The following is a 21,937-nucleotide window of genomic DNA, read 5'->3' on the forward strand; positions in this document are numbered from 1 at the left end:
CAGTTTTTTATTGACAAGATCACGAGTTGATTAGTAGCAAATATAACGCCAAACGAGATTGGCAGACCTTTTGCTGTATATCACTTTAGATCAACAGGCTCAGAATTGATTTAGGAAAGACCAATGGCAGCTCATAAACATGGCTTTAATGCAGACAGACCAAGTGATATTCCAGCACTCGGTTGGTGGGATGTCAGTAAACGGCTTTACCATAGCTTATCCCAAGATAATTTATCTCTGGTTGCCGCTGGAGTGGCATTTTATGCCCTGTTGGCAATATTTCCCGCGTTGGCGGCCATTGTTGCTATCTATGCCTATTTTTCTTCTCCTGCTGAAATGGTTGATCAGCTGCTGCCACTCATTGATCTCTTACCACCATCCAGTCAAGAAATTATGTTACAACAACTCAAAGCGCTCACTCAAAAATCGCAGGCAAGCCTAAGTCTAGGTGCTATTTTTACCCTCCTTTTAACAATCTGGAGTAGCAGTAAAGGCTGCCAAGCACTTATTACAGCCTGCAACATTACGTATCATGAGCACAATAAAAGACAGTTTTTGCAAGCGCTAGTGGTACGTTTTTTGTTTTCTGTGGGGGCGATTTTCGTCGCGATTGTGGCGTTGTCTATTATCGGAATTTTACCGATTGTGCTTAACCTCGTAGGATTTACCACAGCACTCGATTCGATAATCCAGCTAATCACTTGGTCTATTTTAGCAGCGCTATTTCACTTTTCTTTGGCGTTTGTTTATCGTTATGCACCTCACCGCAGAGCCGCAAAATGGCGCTGGATAACACTCGGTTCGTTTACCGCAACCAGTTTATGGATCTTGGCGTCATTGGGGTTCTCATATTATGTCGCGCAATTCGCTTCTTACAATGAAACTTATGGCTCATTGGGAGGCGTTGTCATTATGATGATGTGGTTATACTTAAGCGCATACATCATTATTTTTGGTGCCGCATTAAACGCCAGTACTGAGCTACAAACTTTAAAAGATAGTACCGTTGGCCCTGAGAAAGAGAGAGGACAACGAGGCGCATTTGTGGCTGATAATTTGACGACAAGACAACGTAAAGAAAAGGAGCCTCATTGATAATAGCATCAATATCAATAGCTCACTTGCACGATTTAAATTTTGCTTAGATTACTCAGCAGCAAGTTGAGCGTCGCGACCAAAATACACTTATGAGAACATAAACCAAATAGCGAAAAGCTCAACAAGCCCTAATTCAACAAATTAAAATTAGAGAGGCTCTTTATTTTTTGCTTGATTAAAGTGCTCCCATGGCCCCACAATCGCCAATGTTGTCGTTGGTGAGTACACATTAACAAATAAAGTCTTGCCGTCTGGTGAAAAACAAGCACCGGCGAGCTCAGTTTGCTTAGCTAGCCGTGCAAAATTATAGAGTTCTCCCTCTGGTGTTACGCCTCTTAGATAGTTATCTACAACATCGAAATACTGATCCTCACAAACAATTAAATGTCCTTGTGGCGACACGGTAAGATTGTCACCAAAGTTATAGAGAGACTGGCTAGCGCTTTCCACGAATAAAGACAACTTTCCTGGATTGAGACGTTCTTTTTCTGTTCCCTCAAAATCAGATGGCTGATACTTCATGATTTGCCCTAGCTGCTTTTTTCCGCCATTGGTACAACAAAAATACAGCTCATTTTCCCCCCAATGGATCCCTTCACCTCGAGCAAATAGCGCAGCTCCACTTCGATAAGCACGGATCCGTAAATCGTCTTTAGCACTTTGCGGGTCGTCCAAATCTATCCACTCAACGATAAACTCCTGATGAAGTGGCATCGCTTTTTTATTCCAATTTCGACTATCAAATTGCGGGCTTTCTTTCACAGCCAACGCTTGTAGTTTCCCGCCTTTGTGGAGCTTTGCTTTTTCGTTTGGAATAAAGCGGTAAAACACACTGTCTCCCCGGTCTTCCGTGAGATAAACAATACCTGTTTTGGGATCAACAGCAGCAGCTTCATGATTAAACCGCCCCATTGCTTTTAGAGGTTGTGGCTTAATTAAACCCTTTGCAGTCGCTGGTACTTCAAAAATATATCCGTGATCTTGTGTAAAACCATCATTTTTAGTTGCAGTTGTTTCTTCACAAGTAAGCCAACTCCCCCAAGGCGTTATTCCACCAGAGCAGTTACGAATAGTGCCAACCAAGGATAAATATTCTTGTTCTTTTTGGCGTGTTTTTAGGTTATAGACAATATGACTTGTGCCACCTGGAAGCGCGATGCCTGAGCCATTTGTATCAAAAGCAAGCTCACTTTTATGGTGGCGAATACTGTTCTCGGCTTTTGCTAAATCTGTTGGTTTCAATTCATGATTGCGGATCAATGCAACCCGCTCTTCATCTAAAGCAATACAACCCATACCATCGGCTTTGTCAGGTACAGTAAAACCATCGGACATTTTATCTCCAAGGCTTGATACTATTTGATAACTGAAACCTTGGGGCAAATCGAGTAAACCATTGGGGTCGGTGATCAACGGCCCATACCCAGCTATCATTGTGTTAAAGTCTAATAGTGACACTCTGCCAAATGCGCTTTTAGAAAGGCCGATAAATGCGAGGGTGCCAGCCCCCCTTAAAAACCCTCGACGTGAAACCATAATTTCTCCTGCTGATCGTAGTCGTGTCGGTAATAATCTCGTGCTACATATAGATAAGATTTATGTTGTTGTACAACTCAGTGACTTGTGTACCTGTGTGGCTTTAACCAGCAGGTACACAATGGTTTAACCTGCTAAAAATAGCCGCGAATACCAAGCGCGAAACTGCGTCCCGGACGAGGGCCTATATCTTTTAAGAATGAACTATGTACTCGTGCTTCTGTATCCGTCAGATTACTCCCTCTAAGATAAATAGAGAGATCTTGATTTAACACAGAAAGATCATAAGAGATGCTAGCATCAACTAAGGTATAACCGTCGGTCATGGTTTCTTCTGGTGCAATCCGGTCCTGCTCTTGATATCGAGTAATGTGGATATGTGCACTGAGATTATCCGTCTGATAGCTTAGCTGTGACCCAAAGCGCAGAGGTGGTGTACGAGGTAAATCTCCGCCTTCTTCTAATCTGGCGCGCACAAAGTCAGAGAAAACATCAACTTTCAACTCGTCGGTCAATTGCCAAGCAACTTGCGCTTCAAAACCGTGCAAAACCACATCATCTGTCTTGAATAAATAAATAGGTAATTCGGAAGTATGATCGTGCTCATGTTCATGATTGTGGTCGTGACTATGGCCGCTCTGGGCGTACAACCCAGTTTCTATTTGATAGTAGTAGTTATCTACTTGGTTGTAAAAAGCGTTAAAAATAAAGCCTATATCACCTTGGGTTTTTCGCAGTGTAATATCAATATTGTGCGACTTTTCTAGCGCTATGCCTTGCTCATCAAGTTCAAAATGACCGTGCTCATCCATTTTGAACAACGCCCCTACCTCGTAAGTGCCAGTTCCTATGTGAGGACCAAAGGAAAATAACTCCGATGAAGAAGGAGCGCGTTCAGAGTGTGAAACAGATAACCCAAGGTTATAATTTTGCGCAAAGTCCCATACAAGACCCGAAGATAAACTGACAGGGGTAAACTGATGCTCAACCGCATATACCTTTGTTGCTTCTGAATCGTGACCAATGTGGTCATGCATTTCAGTATCGTGCGAGTGGGCATCAATACTCGGTAAAGGCACATTACTTGCGGTGATCTCCACTTGCTCAATACGACCACCTAACTGCACTAAAAAATCACCAAACCGCCTTTCCTCCATTACCCCTATCGCAAGTGTTTGGGTATCAGATGGTGGCGTAAACGCCTCACTACCTTGAGCCTCAACATCACTGTGTTTGTAATGTAAGCTTACGCCACCAGTCCAAGCGGACAGAGGCTGATGTAGTAAATCAACTTTTAACTCATTGGTATCATTCTTAAATGTTGTTCCAACCATGCCGTGCTCAACTTCAGCATGTTCATACTCTGTAAAACCAGCACGCACATTCACTTTATCAAGCCAACCTTTGTTAAACTTGTACTCGCTTAATAGTTGCACTTTTGTTTGTGCTAAGTCGGCAAAAACCTGCTCTTCAGCCTCATGATGTGCTTCTTCATCACCATGTGTATGTCCCGGAATGCCGTATTTTCGGTTAAATTTCTCAACAGCCACACCGACATAACCTTGGTCAAATAAGTAACTAGAGCCAACAGTAAAACCATCAGACTCTTCAGCACTATTTGCTACTTTATAGTGATGTTCATCATTGTCATTCCCTTCACTATGCTCATGAATTTCAGCAGGAACAGGTACTTCGTAATCATTAGATTCTCGCCAGAATGCATCAACATATAAAGCCACAGAGCCAATACCCGATGTCGCATTAAACGAAGCTGTATTTTGGTCATCAACAGAGTTACTTTCCAGATTCCATTCTCCGCGAGTTGTATTATCGGTTGGCACTCTTGTATCGACAACGTTAACCACTCCCCCAATCGCACCACTACCATAAAAAAGAGTTGCAGGTCCCCGCAACACCTCGATTTGTTGAGCCGTTGAGGCTTCGGAGGCGACTGAGTGATCAGGACCAACTCTAGATACATCACTGACATCTAATCCATTTTGCGTCACCAACACTCGCGGGCCACTCAAACCTCGAATAATTGGTGTACTCGCTACTTTGGCGTGGAAGTTTGTGTTGACGCCAGGCAATTTTTCTAAACTATCCCCTAGCGTAGCGGTTTGCTGTCGACGCAATGTTTCACCTGACAAAACACTAACTGGAACCGCAGATTCCATCGCCGACATATGTACAGGAGTAGCAACAATATCTATAACTTCTATTGGAGAACGATTTAACATTAGCATTGCGTTTTTAACGCCACCTTGCTCCAGAGTGAGCGCCTTATGCAGGTGAGCAAAACCAGATGCTCTTACATGGATTTGTTTATTTCCAAGCCCAACGCCCGAAATTTGAAAATGACCATTGTTATCTGTGAGTACGCGAATATCAGTTCCTTCGACCTCAATTGATGCATTTGCAATCCCTTTACCAGCTTTATTGACGACTGTACCTTCTATAGACTTTGCTACAAGGCTTGGTGGTAACAGTGCAGCAACGAGCAAGGATATTGTTGATAGTTTAGACATAACGACTCCAATAAATGTTATATTGTATCAATTATGCTCGATATGTTATATTGTATCAATAGTTGGATGGATTATGTCGTCATTGCCGTGAACAAAACTCAACGAAATTTTATTCTCAAACAGGCTCAAGCAAAATGCCAATCGTTAGGGCTGCGTTTAACTGAAAAACGACAGGGCGTGCTAGAAATATTATTGCAAACAGTCGAGCCGCTATCAGCGTATGAACTTACTGACAAATACAATAAAAGCACCAGCTCTCCTATTCTAGCAATGTCCGTGTACCGCATTCTTGAATTCTTAGAATCAGTCAATCTGGCACACCGGATCCATTCTGCAAATAAATATATAGCCTGTAAGAGTCTAGATGGTGCGTGCCATCACCATCTATCCGTGATCTTAGTCTGCAAATCCTGCCATCAAATAGAAGAAATAGATTCTGTTCAAGAGGCTGCCAAGCATCTATTTGAAGCGGTAGAAAGCACTGGATTTTCAGCTGCAAATGCACGCTTAGAGTTGCCTGGCTTATGTAACCTTTGCAAAGCCAAACTTGACAAATAGGTCCCTACAATATGAAAAACACACTGATAAAAAATGCAATTGTGGTCAACGAGAATCAATCACAAGAATGTGATGTACTTATCGTTGATAACAGAATAAACAAAATTGCAAGCTCAATAACTGCGCAGCCAAATGACAATATTGTGGATGCGACAGGTTATTTTCTACTCCCTGGAATGATAGACGACCAAGTACATTTCCGTGAGCCCGGCTTAACACAGAAGGGGAATATAGCCTCAGAATCCAGAGCTGCTGTGGCAGGTGGTATCACCAGCTATATGGAAATGCCAAACGTAAGCCCTGCGACTACAACCATTGAAGCTCTTGAACAGAAATACGCGATTGCGTCTAGAAGCTCGCTGGCAAACTATAGTTTTTACTTAGGGGCAACCGAAGATAATTTAGAACAAATAAAACGTTTAGATGCGAAGAAGTACTGCGGTGTTAAAGTTTTTATGGGGGCATCAACAGGCGATCTACTCGTTGAGCATCCACAAGCACTCGACGCAATTTTCAGAGAAAGTCCAACCCTAATTGTCACCCACTGTGAAGATGGAAGAGTGATTGAAAAGAATTTATCCATGTGCATCGGACGCAGTGGCAGTTTAATAATTCAAGATCACCCCATCATTCGTGACGTCGAAGCGTGTTATTCATCCTCTTCGTACGCTGTATCTTTAGCGAAACAATATCGTAGCGATTTACATGTACTGCATATCACAACAGAAAAAGAATTGAGCTTATTCCCTTCAGGCGATATTCGCGACAAACATATTACGGCAGAAGCATGTGTTCATCATTTGTGGTTCAGTCAAGAAGATTATGCACTGCAGGGTAACCTAATAAAATGCAACCCAGCGATTAAAGCGAAAAGCGATCGTGATGCTTTGTTAGCAGCGGTACGAAATAATCAAATAGATATTATCGCTACTGATCACGCACCTCATACTTGGCAAGAAAAGCAACTCCCCTACCAGCAAGCACCTGCGGGTTTACCTTTAGTTGAACATGCATTGTTAAGCTTGCTCGACCATGTGCATCATCAGCGTTTATCTATAGAGCAGCTCGTTGAGAAGGTGGCACATAATCCAGCGTTAAGATATCACATTGTAGATAGAGGCTTTATTCGTGAAGGATACTATGCTGACTTGGTACTCGTGAACCCTCATCACGAAACGCTCACTTGCCATCAGAAAACACACTATCACTGTGGCTGGACCCCGTTCGACGGTCACCGTTTTTCAGCAAAAGTTTTAAAAACTTGGGTGAATGGCAGTCTCGTTTATGACGGCCAACAACCGCTTAATACACCCACAGCCGCTATGCCACTAATTTTTAATCGCTAGAAACCTCGTCGGAAATAAATATGACAGTATCTTTACCTGATGTTGCCTCTGGGCAGCTTGCAACAACAGCCTTACCGCTAAAGTGGGTGGGTATGGAAAAAATTGCCATACCTTTAGAGGTGGAAATATCAAGCTCCTCCTGCCAAAGAGTTAACGCTCTTGCAAATATTTTTGTTAGCCTTGATAAACCTGAGGCGAAAGGGATCCATATGTCCCGGTTATACATTCGCTTGAGAGAGATACTAAGTACGACTCCTTTGAATATTAAAACGATTGAAGCGTTATTAAAAGAGTCGGTTCAATCTCAACAAGGATTGAGCAAAGCAGCCAAGCTTGAGTTACAGTTTGAAGTAACCATAGATAAACCAGCATTGTTGAGCGATCAATTCGGCTATCAAAGTTACCCTATCACGCTTAATTGTGAGTATATAAACTCAGAGCTTAGCTACGAGTTATCACTTACTATTGCCTATTCAAGTACCTGCCCTTGTTCAGCGGCACTTTCTAGACAAGCATTAAGTGAAGAGATCGAAGAACAGTTTTCCCAACAGATGATTTCAAAACACGAACTAATGACGTGGATAACCTCTCTACAAGGAAGCATTGCCACACCTCATAGCCAGCGCTCTTTCGCTTACGTAACGGTAAAACTAACTGAACGGACGTTGCCACTCATTCCAAGCCTTATAAAAGCGCTAGAACAAGCCATTGGCACGCCAATTCAAACTGCGGTAAAACGTGAAGATGAACAAGCATTTGCGAAGCTAAATGCAGAAAATCTAATGTTTTGTGAAGATGCCGCACGACGAGTCAAACAATTTTTAGAGCAAAACACACAGTTTGTTGATTATTGGTTCAAAATTGAACACCAAGAAAGTTTGCATGCTCACAATGCTGTCGCCATTGATAATAAGTTTCCGGCCCAAAAACTGACTTAAGAAACACTTATCTGCCTAAGATGCAAGAATCATGATACCGCCATTATTATGCGATAAAACACAACTAAAATCACACACTAGATACACTATAACGTTACATCAAATACTGAGAAGTTTATGAAAAAAACCATCATCGCCGTTACGATTTACTCCACGCTTTTTGTCTCTGGTTGTTCAAATTATACAACGGAGGTGGCATCTACCGTGCCTAAGAAAAGTGAATCAGTCCGTCACAATCCACTGTTCAAAGCCAGTACTTTAATCTACCAAACCCCAATGTTTGACCAGATCAAAGATGAACATTTTATGCCTGCATTTAAGCTGGGTATGGCAGAGCACCTCAAAGAAATCGAGCGTATTGCAACTAACCCTGCAACGCCTACGTTTGAAAACACCTTAATTGCAATGGAAAAAAGTGGTGCACTGCTAAAGCGAACCAGTAGCGTGTTTTTTAACTTAATAGGCACAGATAGCTCAGTAAAGCGTCGTCAATTACAAAAAGAGCTAGCCCCAATGCTCGCAGAACACCGCGATAACATCAATTTGAACGCCGCATTATTTGACCGTATAAAGTCGCTTTATGATAATCGCAACACACTCGAACTGGACTCTGAATCAAAGCGTTTATTGGATGTTTACTACACCAACTTTGTGCGAGCTGGCGCAAAACTAAGTGCTGAAGATAAGGAGAAAATTCGCAAAATCAATGAAGAGCATTCCTCTCTGACTACCCAGTTTTCACAAAACCTATTAGCAGAAACGTCTGCCATATCAGTGATTATTGATGATAAAGCCGCATTAGACGGTTTAACAGAAAGACAAATTCTTGCCACTAAACGTGCGGCTGAAGCTGCAGGACATAAAGACAAGTACTTAATCGGTATTACCAACACCACTCGTCAACCTATTTTAGCGTCTTTAACCAACCGAGCACTTAGGCAACAGATTTGGCAAGCTTCTGCTTATCGTGCTCAGTCAGGTGATAATGACAACACTCAAATTATCATCCGGCTGGCACAGCTAAGGGCCGAAAAAGCAGCGCTGTTAGGGTATAAAAGCTGGGCAGACTACGGCCTAGAAAAGCAAATGGCTGGAAACCCTAAAGCAGTTTACAACATGCTTGGCAGCATGGTGCCGGCCGTTGTTTCCAACGTGGAAAAGGAAGCTGCAGATATTAAAACGCTTATTCAAAGCGAAGGGCACTCGTTCGACATCAAACCTTGGGACTGGGCATACTACGCTGAAAAAGTTCGTCAATCTCGTTATGATCTGGACGAAACAGAAGTGAAAAAGTACTTCGAATTTAATAACGTCTTAGAAAATGGTGTTTTTTATACCATGAATAAGCTGTACGGCGTAAGTTTCAAAGCTCGCCCTGACTTACCTGTGTATCATCCAGATGTTAAGGCTTATGAACTGATCGATAACAATGGTGAAAGCCTCGCGATATTCTTTGCCGACTATTTTGCAAGAGAAGGTAAACGTGGTGGAGCTTGGATGAATTCATTTGTAGGGCAATCTAAGTTATTAAACCAAAAGCCTGTGGTTATCAATGTCATGAATATTGCAAAGGCACCTGATGGTGAACCAACCTTTGTGAGCTACAGTGAAGTGACAACTATGTTTCACGAAATGGGACATGGCTTACATGGGATGTTTTCTGACGTAAAATATCCGAGTCTTGCTGGAACCGCTGTTTCTCGTGATTTTGTTGAGTTTCCCTCAACCTTTGAGGAAGACTGGGCTGCACACCCAGAAGTTATCAGTAACTATGCAAAGCATTACCAAACCGGGGAGCCTATCCCAAAAACACTGCTTGATAAAGTGATCCGCTCACGAACTTTTAATATGGGCTACGATACATTGGAGTACATGGCATCTGCGCTCTTAGATATGGAGTGGCATACAATTTCACCTGAGCATGCACCCACCGATATCAATGAATTTGAACAAGCGGCACTGAAGAAGCATGGAGTCGCCCTCGATTACGTTCCACCGCGTTATAAATCAGCATTTTTTGCGCACTCTATGGGAGGCGGCTATTCTGCTGGTTACTATGCTTATATGTGGAGTGAAATATTAGCAGCCGACGCCTATGCATACGTGCAAAAGCTCGGTGGACTTAAACTTGAAAATGGCGAAAAATATCGTAAACATATTTTATCGGTTGGTAACTCAAGACCTGTAATGGACTCTTACAAAGCATTCCGCGGAAAAGAGCCAACGACTGAAGCGCTATTAAAACGCAGAGGACTAGCCCCTAAATAACACACTATTTAACCTGAGGTTTGGATAAGGAATGTTCCAACTCATTGTTGCTAAAGCACAACTTAGTTTTTTCCTTGTCTAGCCAGAGAGTTTTAGGGAAAACAAGGCGAATTTACGCACCAATAGCTGGCTATTGGAAGTGAATTCAACGCAGTTAGCGCTAAAACTAGCTGCTAGAAAGGCATTAATTATCCGCAGCTCAGGTTATTTAGTTTACCCAGCCAAAAAGGGAAGCTGCAATGCTTCCCTTTTATCAATCTTATACCAGTTGTATTAAGTAAATGATCTATCTTGAAGCGGGAAAATAGCTTTAGTAGCAAGGCAAAAATTTTGCTATTTAGTTGTTCTAAATGAGAAATTTTTAACGAAGCTAATATGCTATTTCACCCTTCAAATTGATTAGAGAATTAATTCAATTGGTATTAAATACAATACCGAGCAAACAAGCTTGCAACGGTTGCAGCGGTTGGTTTGCCATGCTGCCAGTCGCCACCTTCAACGCCGCTACCCGCAATATCCATATGTACATACGGAATTGGCAATTCTGCATTACAACCATGCTTGTCTAAGCCACCAACAATTGCCAAAAATGCCATAGGGAATTGGTGACCACGAGCGGTAACCGCCGATGGTGCGTTGTTGCTCGAAAGCACATCATCCGCAAGGGTGCGTGGTTTTACAAAGTCATAGTCTTCGCGTCGGCTACGCGATACTTCCGCGCAGTCAGCCCATAGGTCGCCCATATCTGCAATCTTGCGAGATACTTGTGCTGCTCGTGCTGGACCATTCTCAACATAAGCACTGTAAGGACCCATGGCGCGCGCCGCATGACCTGTCAGTGTTGCAACTGTAAAGATCTCAGGGTTTTTCTCACCCAGAGCTAAGTCTTTCGCTTCGCTGAGTAAATCCCCCATCGCCAAGCGACCTTCCGCATCAGTGTTACCAATACGAACGCGAACGCCTTCTCTGCTCTCAATGATTTCATCCGGCACGAAACAGTCAGAACCAATCGAGTTACGAACCACGGCAAGGTAAGCAATTACCTTAATACCTTTTGGTTGGTACTTAGCAACTGCTTCCATAAAGCCAACCACTGACGCCGCACCGCCTTTATCACGGCTCATGCCTGCCATAAAACCGCCCACTTTCAAGTCTGCACCGCCGGTATCGTACACAAGACCTTTACCAACAAAGATAAGGGTACGTTCAACGTCACCTTCTGGCTCGTATGCCATTTTTACAACACGAGGATGGTGACGCTCAACGGCGTAAGACGCACGCGCCACAGTACTGAGTAGAGGATACTGCTGATCCATAACTTTGCGATCGGCGATAACCTCAACGCTTACCGAAGAACCTTGAAATAGCTCAACACAGTAGTCAGCAAAACGAGGGGGTGCCATGCGCTCAGGCTCGGTACCACATAAATCGCGTGCAGCATACTGACCAGCCGCGATTGCGCTCAGTTGATCGCAGCTTTGTGCTGATGCTTCAAAAACATAAATAGCCTCGATTGGTTCAATCGCTTCGCCACGGTACTCACGTGCTTCTAATGGCTGCCATAAGCCTTGGCAAGCACCTAAAAAGCTGACTGCACGCGCATTTTCGTAACGAGCATCGGCTGGCACATTAACGACAGCGAGTACCGGCTTTACTGCACCAGCCGCTTTCGCTTCTAAAATACCAGCTTTTGCCGCTTCAAAGTAACGGCGAACGTCATCGTAATCTCTGTCGAGTGGTCCGGTTGGCGCAATCACCAAACGCTTGCCTGGTACTTTGTCTGAAACAAGCAGACTTGCCTTTTGCGCAATGCGCGCATCCACAGCTAAAAATGGCGCAGCAACGTCGTCGATCTCTGCACTGCCAAGGTTTTGAATATCATGAGTAACAACAACGATAGCATCTGCATCGCTTTCAAATAGGGTGTTACAAGGTAATGCGATTGGAAAAGACATAAAAACGGCCCTTTTCTATATTAGAATTAGGGCCGACTATAGGTGATTTGTAGTCAAGTTCCAAGGGAACTACGACATATCACGGGCTTCATCTGGTTTCGCTTTGGTTTTGCTGATCACAGACCAAGCTTCTAACATCACCAAAATACTGACCACCAGCACGATAACGTCAAGCACAACCAACAGCCAATTGCCTTTTTGATAGTATTCACCTAGCTTGATCACTCCGGCAAAAAACGCCATCACCAGCACAAATACCATAGGGATCAAGGTGTACTTTGCCGGACGCCCGAGTTTGATAAGATACACTGAGATAACTAACAAGGTTAAGCTTGCCAAGATTTGGTTGGTTGAACCAAACAGCGGCCAAATCACCATACCACCACTACCCGATGCGCCGCCCGCGCCAAAGGCGAGTAGCAAGCAACATGCAACGGCCAATAAAGTCGCGATGATACCGTTGTTCAGGAACTTGATGTTATAGATCTCGCCCCACTCTTGAATAATATAACGCTGAAGTCTAACGCCAGAATCCATAGTGGTACCTGCAAAAAGTACAACCATAACGGCAAGTAGAGTTGATGCGATTTCGACTGGTAGTCCCCAGCCTGTACTAATCAGGTTAGAGCCACCGTTAATAAAGGCTGATACGCTGCCAGCACCAAGATGACTATAAATTTCGTGCCACTCTTCAGGTGATACAGCTAGCATCACACCACTCACGGCGACCAAAGTGATAAGTGCAAGTGAGCCTTCACCAACTGCACCTAAGTAGCCGACAAAACGGCCGTCTTTTTCTTTGTCTAGTTGTTTTGAACTCGTTCCCGACGAAACAATACCGTGGAAACCAGATACCGCACCACAAGCGATGGTCACGAATAACAGGGGTATAATACTTGGGGTGTTTTCTACCGTTTGGGTATTAAACGCAGGCGCGGTGATATCTGGCATCACCACAAATACTGCACCATAAAGCAGGATCAATCCCACTAACAGCTGCATGCCATTAATAAAGTCACGAGGTTGTAATAGCATCCAAACCGGTAACAATGACGCTACGGCAGCATAGATAAACAAAATGATGATCCAATTGGCTTTGTCGCTTAGACCAAACATTTCGGTTGGTAAGGTGATCGGCATACTACTGCCCATATAAATGGTCGCGTAGAGCACAATAACCCCGATAATACAGAGTGGTACTAGCGGCACTTTTCGTTTCAGCAATTGCCCGATAATAAGCGCCACGACGATAGCAGACCAAGCGGGGAATACCGCATTTGGGTTACCCACGAAGGAGTTTGCGATCACCACGCCGAACACGGCATTTACCATGAGCAGTACAAGGAAGACCACTATCATAAACAATGAACGCGTGCGCTTGCCAATCACGCTTTCAGACAACGCGCCCATCGACTTGCCTTTATGGCGAGCACTTGCCCACAACGCGCCCATATCATGGACACCCGCAAAGAATATGGTACCGAATACAACCCAAAGTACTGCTGGCACCCAGCCCCAATACACAGCGATAGCTGGACCTACAATTGGTGCAGCGCCCGCGACTGAAGTAAAGTGATGCCCCCACAATACCACTTTGTTGGTAGGAACATAATCTACGCCGTCCTCAAGCTCATGAGCCGGCGTGACAAAGTTGTCATCCATTTTAAATATTTTTTCAGCAATAAATTTGGAATAGACAAACCATCCAAATAACATCCCTATGATGCCGAAGAGTACGATCATTATGGATTGCATAATGCTTACCTCTTGTTGTTGTTTTAATTACACGCAGTTGGCGTGATTAGTTTGTTGCACGACAACTTCGAAGCTAGCACAAATTAAACTAATTGCAGTTATCTTTTAGTCTAGGTAGGTCAGAATTAGCCATCAAAAAGTCCCAATTGAGCTTGCGTGTTAGACTTTTCATTTAGTCCTAAGTGCAAGCCCACGAGGCGCACAGGTTTAAACTTTTGCCGTGACATCGCCTCAATCAATAATTCCTCGAAAACGGGCAAATCAATATGCTGGTATTGGCATTCTTTGGTGGTTTGGGTGAAATCGTAAAACTTCACTTTAACGCCAAGCTTATTAAAGCCGCGCTGTAAATAAGGCTGTGCTCGGCGAGTCAGTTCAGGTAACAACTTTTCTTTTATGACTTGTTTTAAGGTATCAAGGTCGAGCGTGTCTTCTGCAAATGTGGTTTCAACGCCTATCGATTTACGCACTCTGTCGGTCTCAACTCGGCGCTCATCAATACCTTGACAACGCCGCCATAATACAGCGCCAAACTTGCCAAATGATTGGCGTAACTGAATTTCAGACAGTGCCTTAATATCTCGGCCATACTCAAGTCCCATGGCTAGCAAACGTTGTTGAGTCACTTTACCTACACCTGGAATTTTTTTAAGGGGTAACGCATCAATAAAAGCGCTCACTTGGTGAGGCGGGATAACACACTGACCATTAGGCTTGTTTTCATCGCTGGCAATTTTGGCTAAAAACTTGATTGGCGCAATTCCCGCTGAAGCTGTAAGGCCCGTTTCTGCAACTATATCCGCTCGGATCTGCTCGGCGATAAGCGTTGCACTGCCATTACATTGCTGACACTCAGTGACGTCTAGATAGGCTTCATCCAAAGACAGTGGCTCAATTAGCTCAGTATAGCGGGCAAAAATAGTTCTAATTTGTTGCGATATTGCCTTATATACCTCCATTCTCCCCGGTACAATCACCAGCTGAGGGCAGAGTTTTTTCGCTTGATAATTCGACATGGCCGAGCGCACGCCATATTGCCGAGCAATATAGTTAGCCGTGGATAGCACCCCACGATGACTCCGCCCACCAATCGCCATCGGCACTGTTGCAAGCTCGGGGTTATCGCGCATTTCTACCGATGCATAGAACGTGTCCATATCAATATGAATAAATTTACGCACGTTAAAACACTGTCTAAATAAACAGTGTTTATTATGTGCTAATTTTCCAACTGTTGCAATCTTGAACATAAGCCTTAGTGTTCTGGGCTATACTTGTGTGGATGTCTGTTGCAAGTTGCACTGCAAAACAGAGATAATGCTAACAATATCAATACAGTTCAAAGTACTAAATCCGTTACTTTGGCTATATTTAATCATTCAGCAATCAATCAGGAGCCTGCATGAAGTACTCACGACTTGGTAGTAGCCCATTAGAAGTTTCGCGCATTTGTTTAGGAAGCATGACTTGGGGCGTACAAAACAACCAGCATGATGCCGACGAGCAAATCAATTATGCACTAAGCCGTGGTATTAACTTCATTGATACCGCTGAAATGTACGCGGTCCCTCCCTCACCTGAAACCTATGGTAAAACCGAAGCCACCATTGGCAATTGGCTAAAGCGCCACCAAGAAAAGCGCGAAAAGCTCGTGCTTGCAACCAAGATTGCGGGAAGCGGTTTGCCTTGGATCCGTGAAGGCGGCCCTATTACGGGACAATCAGTGATCCAAGCGGTGGACGATTCTTTAGCGCGCCTGAATACCGACTATATCGACCTCTACCAACTACATTGGCCAAACCGTACTTCACCGCACTTTGGTAAACAATGGCCAGGTATGGTGCCTTTGAGTGCGCTTGACCGCGACGAAGAACGCGCTGGCATGCTAGATATTTTAGAGGGCCTAGCGAGCTGTATTAAAGCAGGTAAAATTCGCCATTGGGGTCTTTCTGATGATACGCCTTGGGGTATTCACACTTACCTTAATTTGGCGATGCAGCACAATCTACCTAAGCCGGTTTCAATTCAAAATGAGTTTAGCTTGCTACATGCCAAAGATTGGCCTTACTTAATTGAGAGCTGCGTAAACGAAGATATTGCCTATTTACCTTGGTCGCCGCTGGCTGGTGGGATGCTGAGCGGTAAATATTTAGGGGGCGCAAGACCTGAAGGCAGCCGCTTTACCTTAGTGCAAAGACAAGGCCTATTTAGAGACACGCAACTAGCGCAAGAAGCCGTTGCAAAATATTTAGAGATCGCCAAAGAATTTAATATGACTGCAGCGCAACTGTCGCTAGCTTGGTGCAATCAAGTCGATGGCGTGACTTCAACTATTATTGGCGCGACAACCATGGCACAGCTTAAAGAAAATATTCAAGCGTTTGAACAGCCGCTATGTGCAGAATCTTTAGCCGAGATTGATACGGTATTTAAAGCGTACCCAGCTCCGTTTTAATGTCTTCATTCGCGATACGCCGCTTTTATGCAGGCGTATCGCTTTGTAAACCCATTTTTGTTACCTAGATCGAAGTTAAAACCCCCATGCAAAGCTTAAACAACAATCCAGTCACTCCACTTCAAGGTAGCTGCTTTACCAGAAAAACTACTCGCGCCATTGTCCTTAGAGACAACGACATCCTTATGCTTTACACCAAACGTTATGACGATTACACCTTGCCAGGTGGCGGCGTCGACGAGGGTGAAAGCTTAGAAGCGGCATTGGAGCGCGAGCTAAAAGAAGAAACGGGTGCCGTATCCATCACAGGTTTGACTCCTTTTGGTCGCTACGAAGAGTACCGCCCTTGGTATAAACCCGATCATGACAATGTGCATATTATTTCTTATTGCTACGTTTGTGAGATTTGTGGCGAATTTGATGCGCCAGCTATGGAGGATTATGAACACGCCAATGGTATGAAGCCGGTGTGGATCAACATAAACCAAGCCATCGCGCATAACGAAGCAAAACTCAATGATGCAAATAACAAAGGGATGTCCGTTTTACGTGAACTCACTTTGCTAAAACACATTTCCGCGCAATTAGTCACAGATTAATTTGCCTATTGAGGGAACAATTAAGTCTTTATTAAGCTCTAACTCCGCATGACTCAAGGATTTAATAAGAATAATGCGGCTGCTCCAACACAACCTGATTAGTTTCACCATTATCGCCTCTATTGTGCTGCATCTACTGCTCGGCTGGTATCTGCAGCAAAGTATTTATATCCCCTCAAAGCCTGTAGAAATTAAGGCAATGAAAACCTATTTGGTTATTGAGCCTGCCAAGCCCAAGATGGAGCGTATTGAGACACCGACGATAACTGAAGATAAGCCAGTAGAGGAGTTAAAACCGACGCTGCCGGACGATACAGTTGAAGTACTAAAAACTGCGCAAGCAGAACAAAAAAAGCCTACGGTTGAAAGTACAACTAAGCACATAACCAAAGCAGCGGTCGTCACGCAACCTAAAAAATTAGACCATCGCAAAGCAATCTCTCAATTTCGTCAGCAACTTTTAGAGCGCGTTCCGAGTGACGTTGTACTCAGCCAAAGCCAAGAAAAGCCGCAGCGGATCACCGTGCCTAAAACGCATCAAACCACTGCTGCGAGCATGCAAAGAGAGCAACTCGAGTCTACGTCTCAATACACAGTCTACCGGGAAAATGGCCTGTGTTACGCTGAAGTTAGGCCCGACCCAAGCATTCCTACACCGGAAGGATTAAATAAGAATTGGCGTACTGCGCCTCGCCCTTGCGATGGCGGTGCCATTAAAAAAGCCTATGACGCCGCAATGAGTAAATGGCTAAACAAACGCTAATCTTGCTATCATAAAGCAAATCTATTGCGAAGAGTCCATTATGGAAAAAGTCACCATTTTAGTTGACGCCCAAAATGTTTATTACACCACCAAGCAAGCCTACCAAACAGGCTTCGACTATAATGCGTTTTGGCGCAAAGCGACGGCTAATCGCGAGGTATATCAAGCCATTGCCTATTCCAGCGAACGGGGTGACGACAAGCAAAGACAGTTCCAAAATATCTTGCGAGCGATTGGCTTTGAGGTGAAGTTAAAGCCTTATATTCAACGTGCCGATGGCTCCGCAAAATGTGATTGGGATGTTGGCATTACCATTGATGCCATGGAATGCGCGTCAGGATCCGATGTGATAATTCTAGTTACTGGCGATGGTGATTTTGATTTACTCGCGAATAAGCTCAGAGATAAATACCATACCCGAGTCGAAGTTTACGGCGTGCCGCAGCTTACTGCCGCTTCACTGATCCGTGCCGCCAGTGAGTTTATACCAATCGAAAACGAATTGTTGATTGGCAAGAAATAAAAAAGCAAAGCTCCTTGATAGCAGCGGCTTTGCTTGTTGACGAATTCGTCACTTTTGATTGCTTGGTTGTGCAATACACGCGTTTTAATCCGATAAGTAATATTCCACGCTCGTCACAACACGCACGATTTTTATCTGTGGCGTATTACTGTCTCTGTCGCGAATACTAAATTGTCCTTGCCTTGCCGATTTTATTTTGCCAAGCACAGAGTCGGAATCTTTAGCAAATTTGACCGCCACTTCTCGAGCTTTTTGTGTGGCTTCTTGCACCATTTCAGGTTTAATATCATTAAGACCAGTAAACAAATATTCAACCCGATTTTGATAGTCGTCTTTGGTGATAGCAATACCTTGTTTGGCCAGCTCACTTAACTGCCCTAGTGCTTGCGAGACTTTATCTGGATTATTGGAGTACACAGTCACACCGGCTTTTGCCACATAGCGAAACCCTTGATTGTTTTGACCGTACTCTTGGGCGTATTTATCCGTAATGGAAGGCGCTGATATCGAAAGCTCTGAAGCATCAAAGCCATGCAAGGTTAAGAACGCGCGGATCGCCGCATTTTTCTTTTCCGTGCGCTCCACCAAGGCTTCCAGATCGTTATCTGCATCACGATAAAATACGGGCCAAATCACCGTGTCTGCTGTTACTTCCTTTTCCGATAAGCCTTTTACACTTACCGTTCGCTCCATTCCTTTTACTTCTAGAATGGTCGATTTTACCATCCAACCGCTCACTACCACCGCTAGTGATAGCAAAGCTGCAGGAGCCAAATATTTACTCATAGTAGACATATCTCTGTCCTCAACGTTACGCCTCAGTCATAGTTTTCAAACAATTATTAAGGGGATAGATCAAAGTCTACCTTAATTGCACTCGAAAACCGCGAGCAAAATGGTAGAGTGGTGCTTATGAGCTGCGGCTGAACTAGGAAACAGTATGAGCGTAAAGCGTATTAGCCAATTTTTTAACCCCCAATCCATCGCGGTGATTGGCGCCTCTAACAATCCTGATCGCGCCGGCTTTATCGTAATGCGTAACTTGCTACAAGGCGGCTTTAAAGGGCCCATTATGCCCGTCAGTCCAAAGCATACCGCCGTGCATGGGGTGCTCGCCTACAGCGCCATCAAGCAGCTCCCCAAAGTCCCTGATCTCGCTGTTATTTGTACCAACAAACAAACCTTAGTGCAAATCATCAATGAACTTGGTGATATTGGCTGTCAACATGCAATCATCATCGCGGCGGGGCTTGATAATCAGCACAAACAACAATTAAAAGAAGCTGCCAAAATAGCGAAAGTCACTTTACTTGGTCCTAATTGTCTCGGTTTACTCATTCCTCACTTGGGTATTAATGCCAGCTTTTCTCATACCGTTGCAGCGCCCGGTAAGCTTGCTTTTATTTCACAATCGGCGGCGGTATGTTCAACCATACTGGACTGGGCACAACATAAAAAAATCGGCTTTTCTTACTTTGTTTCCGTTGGGGACTGCCTTGATATCGATTTCGACGAACTACTTGATTTCCTTGGACGGGATCCAAAAACCCAAGCTATTTTGCTTTACATTGATAATATCGACGATGTTAGGCGCTTTATTTCTGCAGCTCGAGCCGCTGCATTTAGTAAGCCTGTCATCGCCATAAAAACCGGAAAAACCAAGGCTGGCGCAATCGCTGTGCTGAATCACACCGGCGGCAATACCTCCGATGACGCGGTTTATGATACTATGTTCCAGCGTGCTGGTATGCTGAGGGTAAACGATCTTAGGGAACTATTTGCTGCCACTCAAACCCTTGCTTTACACCCCAAATTGCTGCAAGTAGAACAGCTGACCATTTTAACCAATGGCGGCGGCCCAGGCATTATGGCCGTCGATACCTTACTACAGAACTCAGGCAAACTGGCGGTGCTAAGCGAGCAGACCAAGCAAGCGCTCAGCGCCCTGATCCCACAAACGGATCATGCTTGTAACCCTATAGATATTTTTGGTGATTCCTCGCCAAAACGTTACCAACAAGCACTAGAAATTTTATTAAAGGCTGACGAAGTCAAAAACTTATTGATAATTCATACTCCTTCAGCGCTTGCGCCAAGTACCGCTTATGCCGAGATCATTGCACAGACCCTAGCCAAAATTCCAAAAATGGCACGCCCTTATGTGATGACAAACTTTATGGGTGAAGAAGCGGCCTACGCCGCAAGGCTTGTATGCGCAAATGCTAAGATCCCAACTTATCGCACCCCAGAAGGTGCCGTTGGCGCCTTTATGCACTTGGTGAGCTACCGTCGAAACCAAAAACATCTCACGCAAACACCTGAGTCCTACAGTGATGAAGGCCAGCTGCAACACCTGCAAAGCAAACGTTTAATCAATGACTTTTTAAATTCAGGTGCCAATAAACTCGCGACCCATTTGGCTTCTCAGGTGCTGGCTAATTACGATATAGAATGTATAGAGACGCAAATCGCACTCACCCCCTCAGAAGCGAAAGAGCAAGCTCAGCAGCTTGGCTTTCCCGTTGCACTTAAACTGATAAGTCATGACATTCCCTCTAAATCGGAAGTGGGTGGGGTTGCACTCAACCTCAACGATGCCGAAGAAGTAGAACAAACCGCATTTTCGATGTTACTACGGATCCGTGAGGCGGCACCCGAAGCTGAAATAGAAGGTTTCTCTTTGCAACGCATGGCAAAACGCGCTGGTGGACAAGAATTACGGATAGCGGTAAAAACCGAACCCGGTGTTGGCCCTGTTATTTTACTGGGTGAAGCGGGCACCGGGCTTAATTTCTCGCAAGCTGCGGTGGCATTGCCGCCACTGAATATGAACCTTGCAAAGTACCTAATTGCAGCCGCCCATGATAAAGGCTTTATCAAAGAGCGAGCACTACCTGAAAAGGTCGATAAATATCGTCTATGCGCCCTACTCACTCGAGTGTCTCAAATGGTAGTCGACCAACCCGATATCATTGATATGGAGCTCAATCCTATTTTGGCCTGCTCGGGTCAGTTCCAGGTGCTCGACGCCAGTATTACGCTAAGACGATACGAGCCGGTATCTGGCCGTAAGCGCTTGGCCATCCGACCTTACCCCAGAGAGCTGGTAAAAACCGTGACGTTAAAAGATGGCCGCCCCGCAACCTTGAGACCTATTCGTCCTGAGGATGAAAGAGCGCACCAAGAGTTTGACCAGTCTTTAAGTAAAGAAGATAGATATCGCCGCTTTTTTGGTGAGTTGCCACAATTTAATCATAAACAGCTCGCCAAAATGACGCAGATTGATTACGACCGAGAAATGGCGTTTATCGTCACTGTGCCTAATAAATCTAGCTACCAAACGCTTGGAGTATCACGCGTATTGATGGACCCAGATAACCAAGTGGCTGAATTTGCCGTAGTGGTACGCTCAGATTGCCAAGGCCTTGGGCTTGGACGCATACTCATGGAAGCCGCTATAAAGCACTGTCGTAAACAGGGCGTGCAAAGCATAGAGGGGATCACCCTGCCAGAAAACAGCGGTATGATAGGACTTGCCAAAAAGCTTGGATTTACCGTATCTCGAGATTTTGAGGAAGGCACCATTCAGATGGTGTTACACTTAAACTAAACACA

Annotated in this window: 16 protein-coding genes; 10 read left to right on the top strand and 6 right to left on the bottom strand. The window is 44.4% G+C overall.

Going from position 1 to position 21,937, the window contains the following annotated elements:
• The first annotated feature begins 123 nt into the window (after positions 1 to 123).
• A complete protein-coding gene (locus tag PPIS_RS10960; RefSeq protein WP_010374701.1) occupies positions 124 to 1,095 on the top strand; it encodes a YihY/virulence factor BrkB family protein in 972 nt (323 codons plus the stop codon).
• A 150-nt stretch (positions 1,096 to 1,245) separates the two neighbouring features.
• Here the strand turns inward: PPIS_RS10960 and PPIS_RS10965 are convergent, their stop codons facing one another.
• Positions 1,246 to 2,634, bottom strand: coding sequence for an alkaline phosphatase PhoX (locus PPIS_RS10965; protein ID WP_010374700.1), 1,389 nt, complete (start codon positions 2,632 to 2,634; stop codon positions 1,246 to 1,248).
• Between the two features lie 134 nt (positions 2,635 to 2,768).
• Positions 2,769 to 5,162: a TonB-dependent receptor gene (locus PPIS_RS10970; RefSeq protein ID WP_010374698.1), complete on the bottom strand. Its 2,394-nt coding sequence runs from the start codon at positions 5,160 to 5,162 to the stop codon at positions 2,769 to 2,771.
• Positions 5,163 to 5,195: 33 nt separating this feature from the next.
• Between PPIS_RS10970 and PPIS_RS10975 the strand changes: the two genes are divergently transcribed.
• The 4 genes from PPIS_RS10975 to PPIS_RS10990 all read left to right on the top strand — a co-directional run bounded on the left by PPIS_RS10975 (position 5,196) and on the right by PPIS_RS10990 (position 10,272).
• Positions 5,196 to 5,720 (top strand): Fur family transcriptional regulator, encoded by a 525-nt coding sequence (locus PPIS_RS10975; protein WP_010374696.1) that lies wholly within the window; start codon positions 5,196 to 5,198, stop codon positions 5,718 to 5,720.
• Positions 5,721 to 5,731: 11 nt separating this feature from the next.
• Complete coding sequence (locus PPIS_RS10980) at positions 5,732 to 7,066, top strand: dihydroorotase (protein WP_010374694.1); 1,335 nt, start codon at positions 5,732 to 5,734, stop codon at positions 7,064 to 7,066.
• Positions 7,067 to 7,086: 20 nt separating this feature from the next.
• On the top strand, positions 7,087 to 8,004 hold the full coding sequence (folE2, locus tag PPIS_RS10985) for a GTP cyclohydrolase FolE2 (RefSeq protein ID WP_010374693.1): 918 nt from the start codon (positions 7,087 to 7,089) through the stop codon (positions 8,002 to 8,004).
• 117 nt (positions 8,005 to 8,121) lie between these two features.
• The gene (locus PPIS_RS10990) at positions 8,122 to 10,272 is read left to right on the top strand and encodes a M3 family metallopeptidase (RefSeq protein WP_010374691.1); all 2,151 of its coding nucleotides are present in this window, start codon (positions 8,122 to 8,124) and stop codon (positions 10,270 to 10,272) included.
• A gap of 422 nt (positions 10,273 to 10,694) precedes the next feature.
• Here PPIS_RS10990 and PPIS_RS10995 read toward each other — a convergent pair whose 3' ends face one another.
• The 3 genes from PPIS_RS10995 to dinB form a co-directional block, all read right to left on the bottom strand.
• Positions 10,695 to 12,227: a M17 family metallopeptidase gene (locus PPIS_RS10995; protein WP_010374690.1), complete on the bottom strand. Its 1,533-nt coding sequence runs from the start codon at positions 12,225 to 12,227 to the stop codon at positions 10,695 to 10,697.
• Positions 12,228 to 12,296: 69 nt separating this feature from the next.
• Positions 12,297 to 13,982: a carbon starvation CstA family protein gene (locus PPIS_RS11000; protein WP_010374688.1), complete on the bottom strand. Its 1,686-nt coding sequence runs from the start codon at positions 13,980 to 13,982 to the stop codon at positions 12,297 to 12,299.
• Positions 13,983 to 14,107: 125 nt separating this feature from the next.
• Entirely contained in the window at positions 14,108 to 15,163 is a 1,056-nt protein-coding gene (dinB, locus tag PPIS_RS11005) for a DNA polymerase IV (protein WP_456320055.1), read from the bottom strand.
• A 221-nt stretch (positions 15,164 to 15,384) separates the two neighbouring features.
• Here dinB and PPIS_RS11010 point away from each other — a divergent pair, with 221 nt between their 5' ends.
• The 4 genes from PPIS_RS11010 (at position 15,385) to PPIS_RS11025 (ending at position 18,322) form a co-directional block, all read left to right on the top strand.
• Positions 15,385 to 16,437 (top strand): aldo/keto reductase, encoded by a 1,053-nt coding sequence (locus PPIS_RS11010; RefSeq protein WP_010374684.1) that lies wholly within the window; start codon positions 15,385 to 15,387, stop codon positions 16,435 to 16,437.
• A gap of 86 nt (positions 16,438 to 16,523) precedes the next feature.
• Positions 16,524 to 17,036 (top strand): NUDIX hydrolase, encoded by a 513-nt coding sequence (locus PPIS_RS11015; protein WP_010374683.1) that lies wholly within the window; start codon positions 16,524 to 16,526, stop codon positions 17,034 to 17,036.
• Positions 17,037 to 17,109: 73 nt separating this feature from the next.
• Positions 17,110 to 17,799, top strand: coding sequence for a hypothetical protein (locus PPIS_RS11020; RefSeq protein ID WP_010374681.1), 690 nt, complete (start codon positions 17,110 to 17,112; stop codon positions 17,797 to 17,799).
• A gap of 40 nt (positions 17,800 to 17,839) precedes the next feature.
• Complete coding sequence (locus PPIS_RS11025) at positions 17,840 to 18,322, top strand: LabA-like NYN domain-containing protein (RefSeq protein ID WP_010374680.1); 483 nt, start codon at positions 17,840 to 17,842, stop codon at positions 18,320 to 18,322.
• An 84-nt stretch (positions 18,323 to 18,406) separates the two neighbouring features.
• On the opposite strand, the gene PPIS_RS11030 is transcribed toward PPIS_RS11025, so the two are convergent.
• Positions 18,407 to 19,117, bottom strand: coding sequence for an SIMPL domain-containing protein (locus PPIS_RS11030; RefSeq protein ID WP_010374677.1), 711 nt, complete (start codon positions 19,115 to 19,117; stop codon positions 18,407 to 18,409).
• A gap of 145 nt (positions 19,118 to 19,262) precedes the next feature.
• Between PPIS_RS11030 and PPIS_RS11035 the strand changes: the two genes are divergently transcribed.
• Positions 19,263 to 21,932 (top strand): bifunctional acetate--CoA ligase family protein/GNAT family N-acetyltransferase, encoded by a 2,670-nt coding sequence (locus PPIS_RS11035; RefSeq protein ID WP_010374676.1) that lies wholly within the window; start codon positions 19,263 to 19,265, stop codon positions 21,930 to 21,932.
• Positions 21,933 to 21,937: the final 5 nt, after the last annotated feature.

The sequence above is a fragment of the Pseudoalteromonas piscicida genome, from assembly GCF_000238315.3.
Lineage (GTDB): Bacteria > Pseudomonadota > Gammaproteobacteria > Enterobacterales > Alteromonadaceae > Pseudoalteromonas > Pseudoalteromonas piscicida.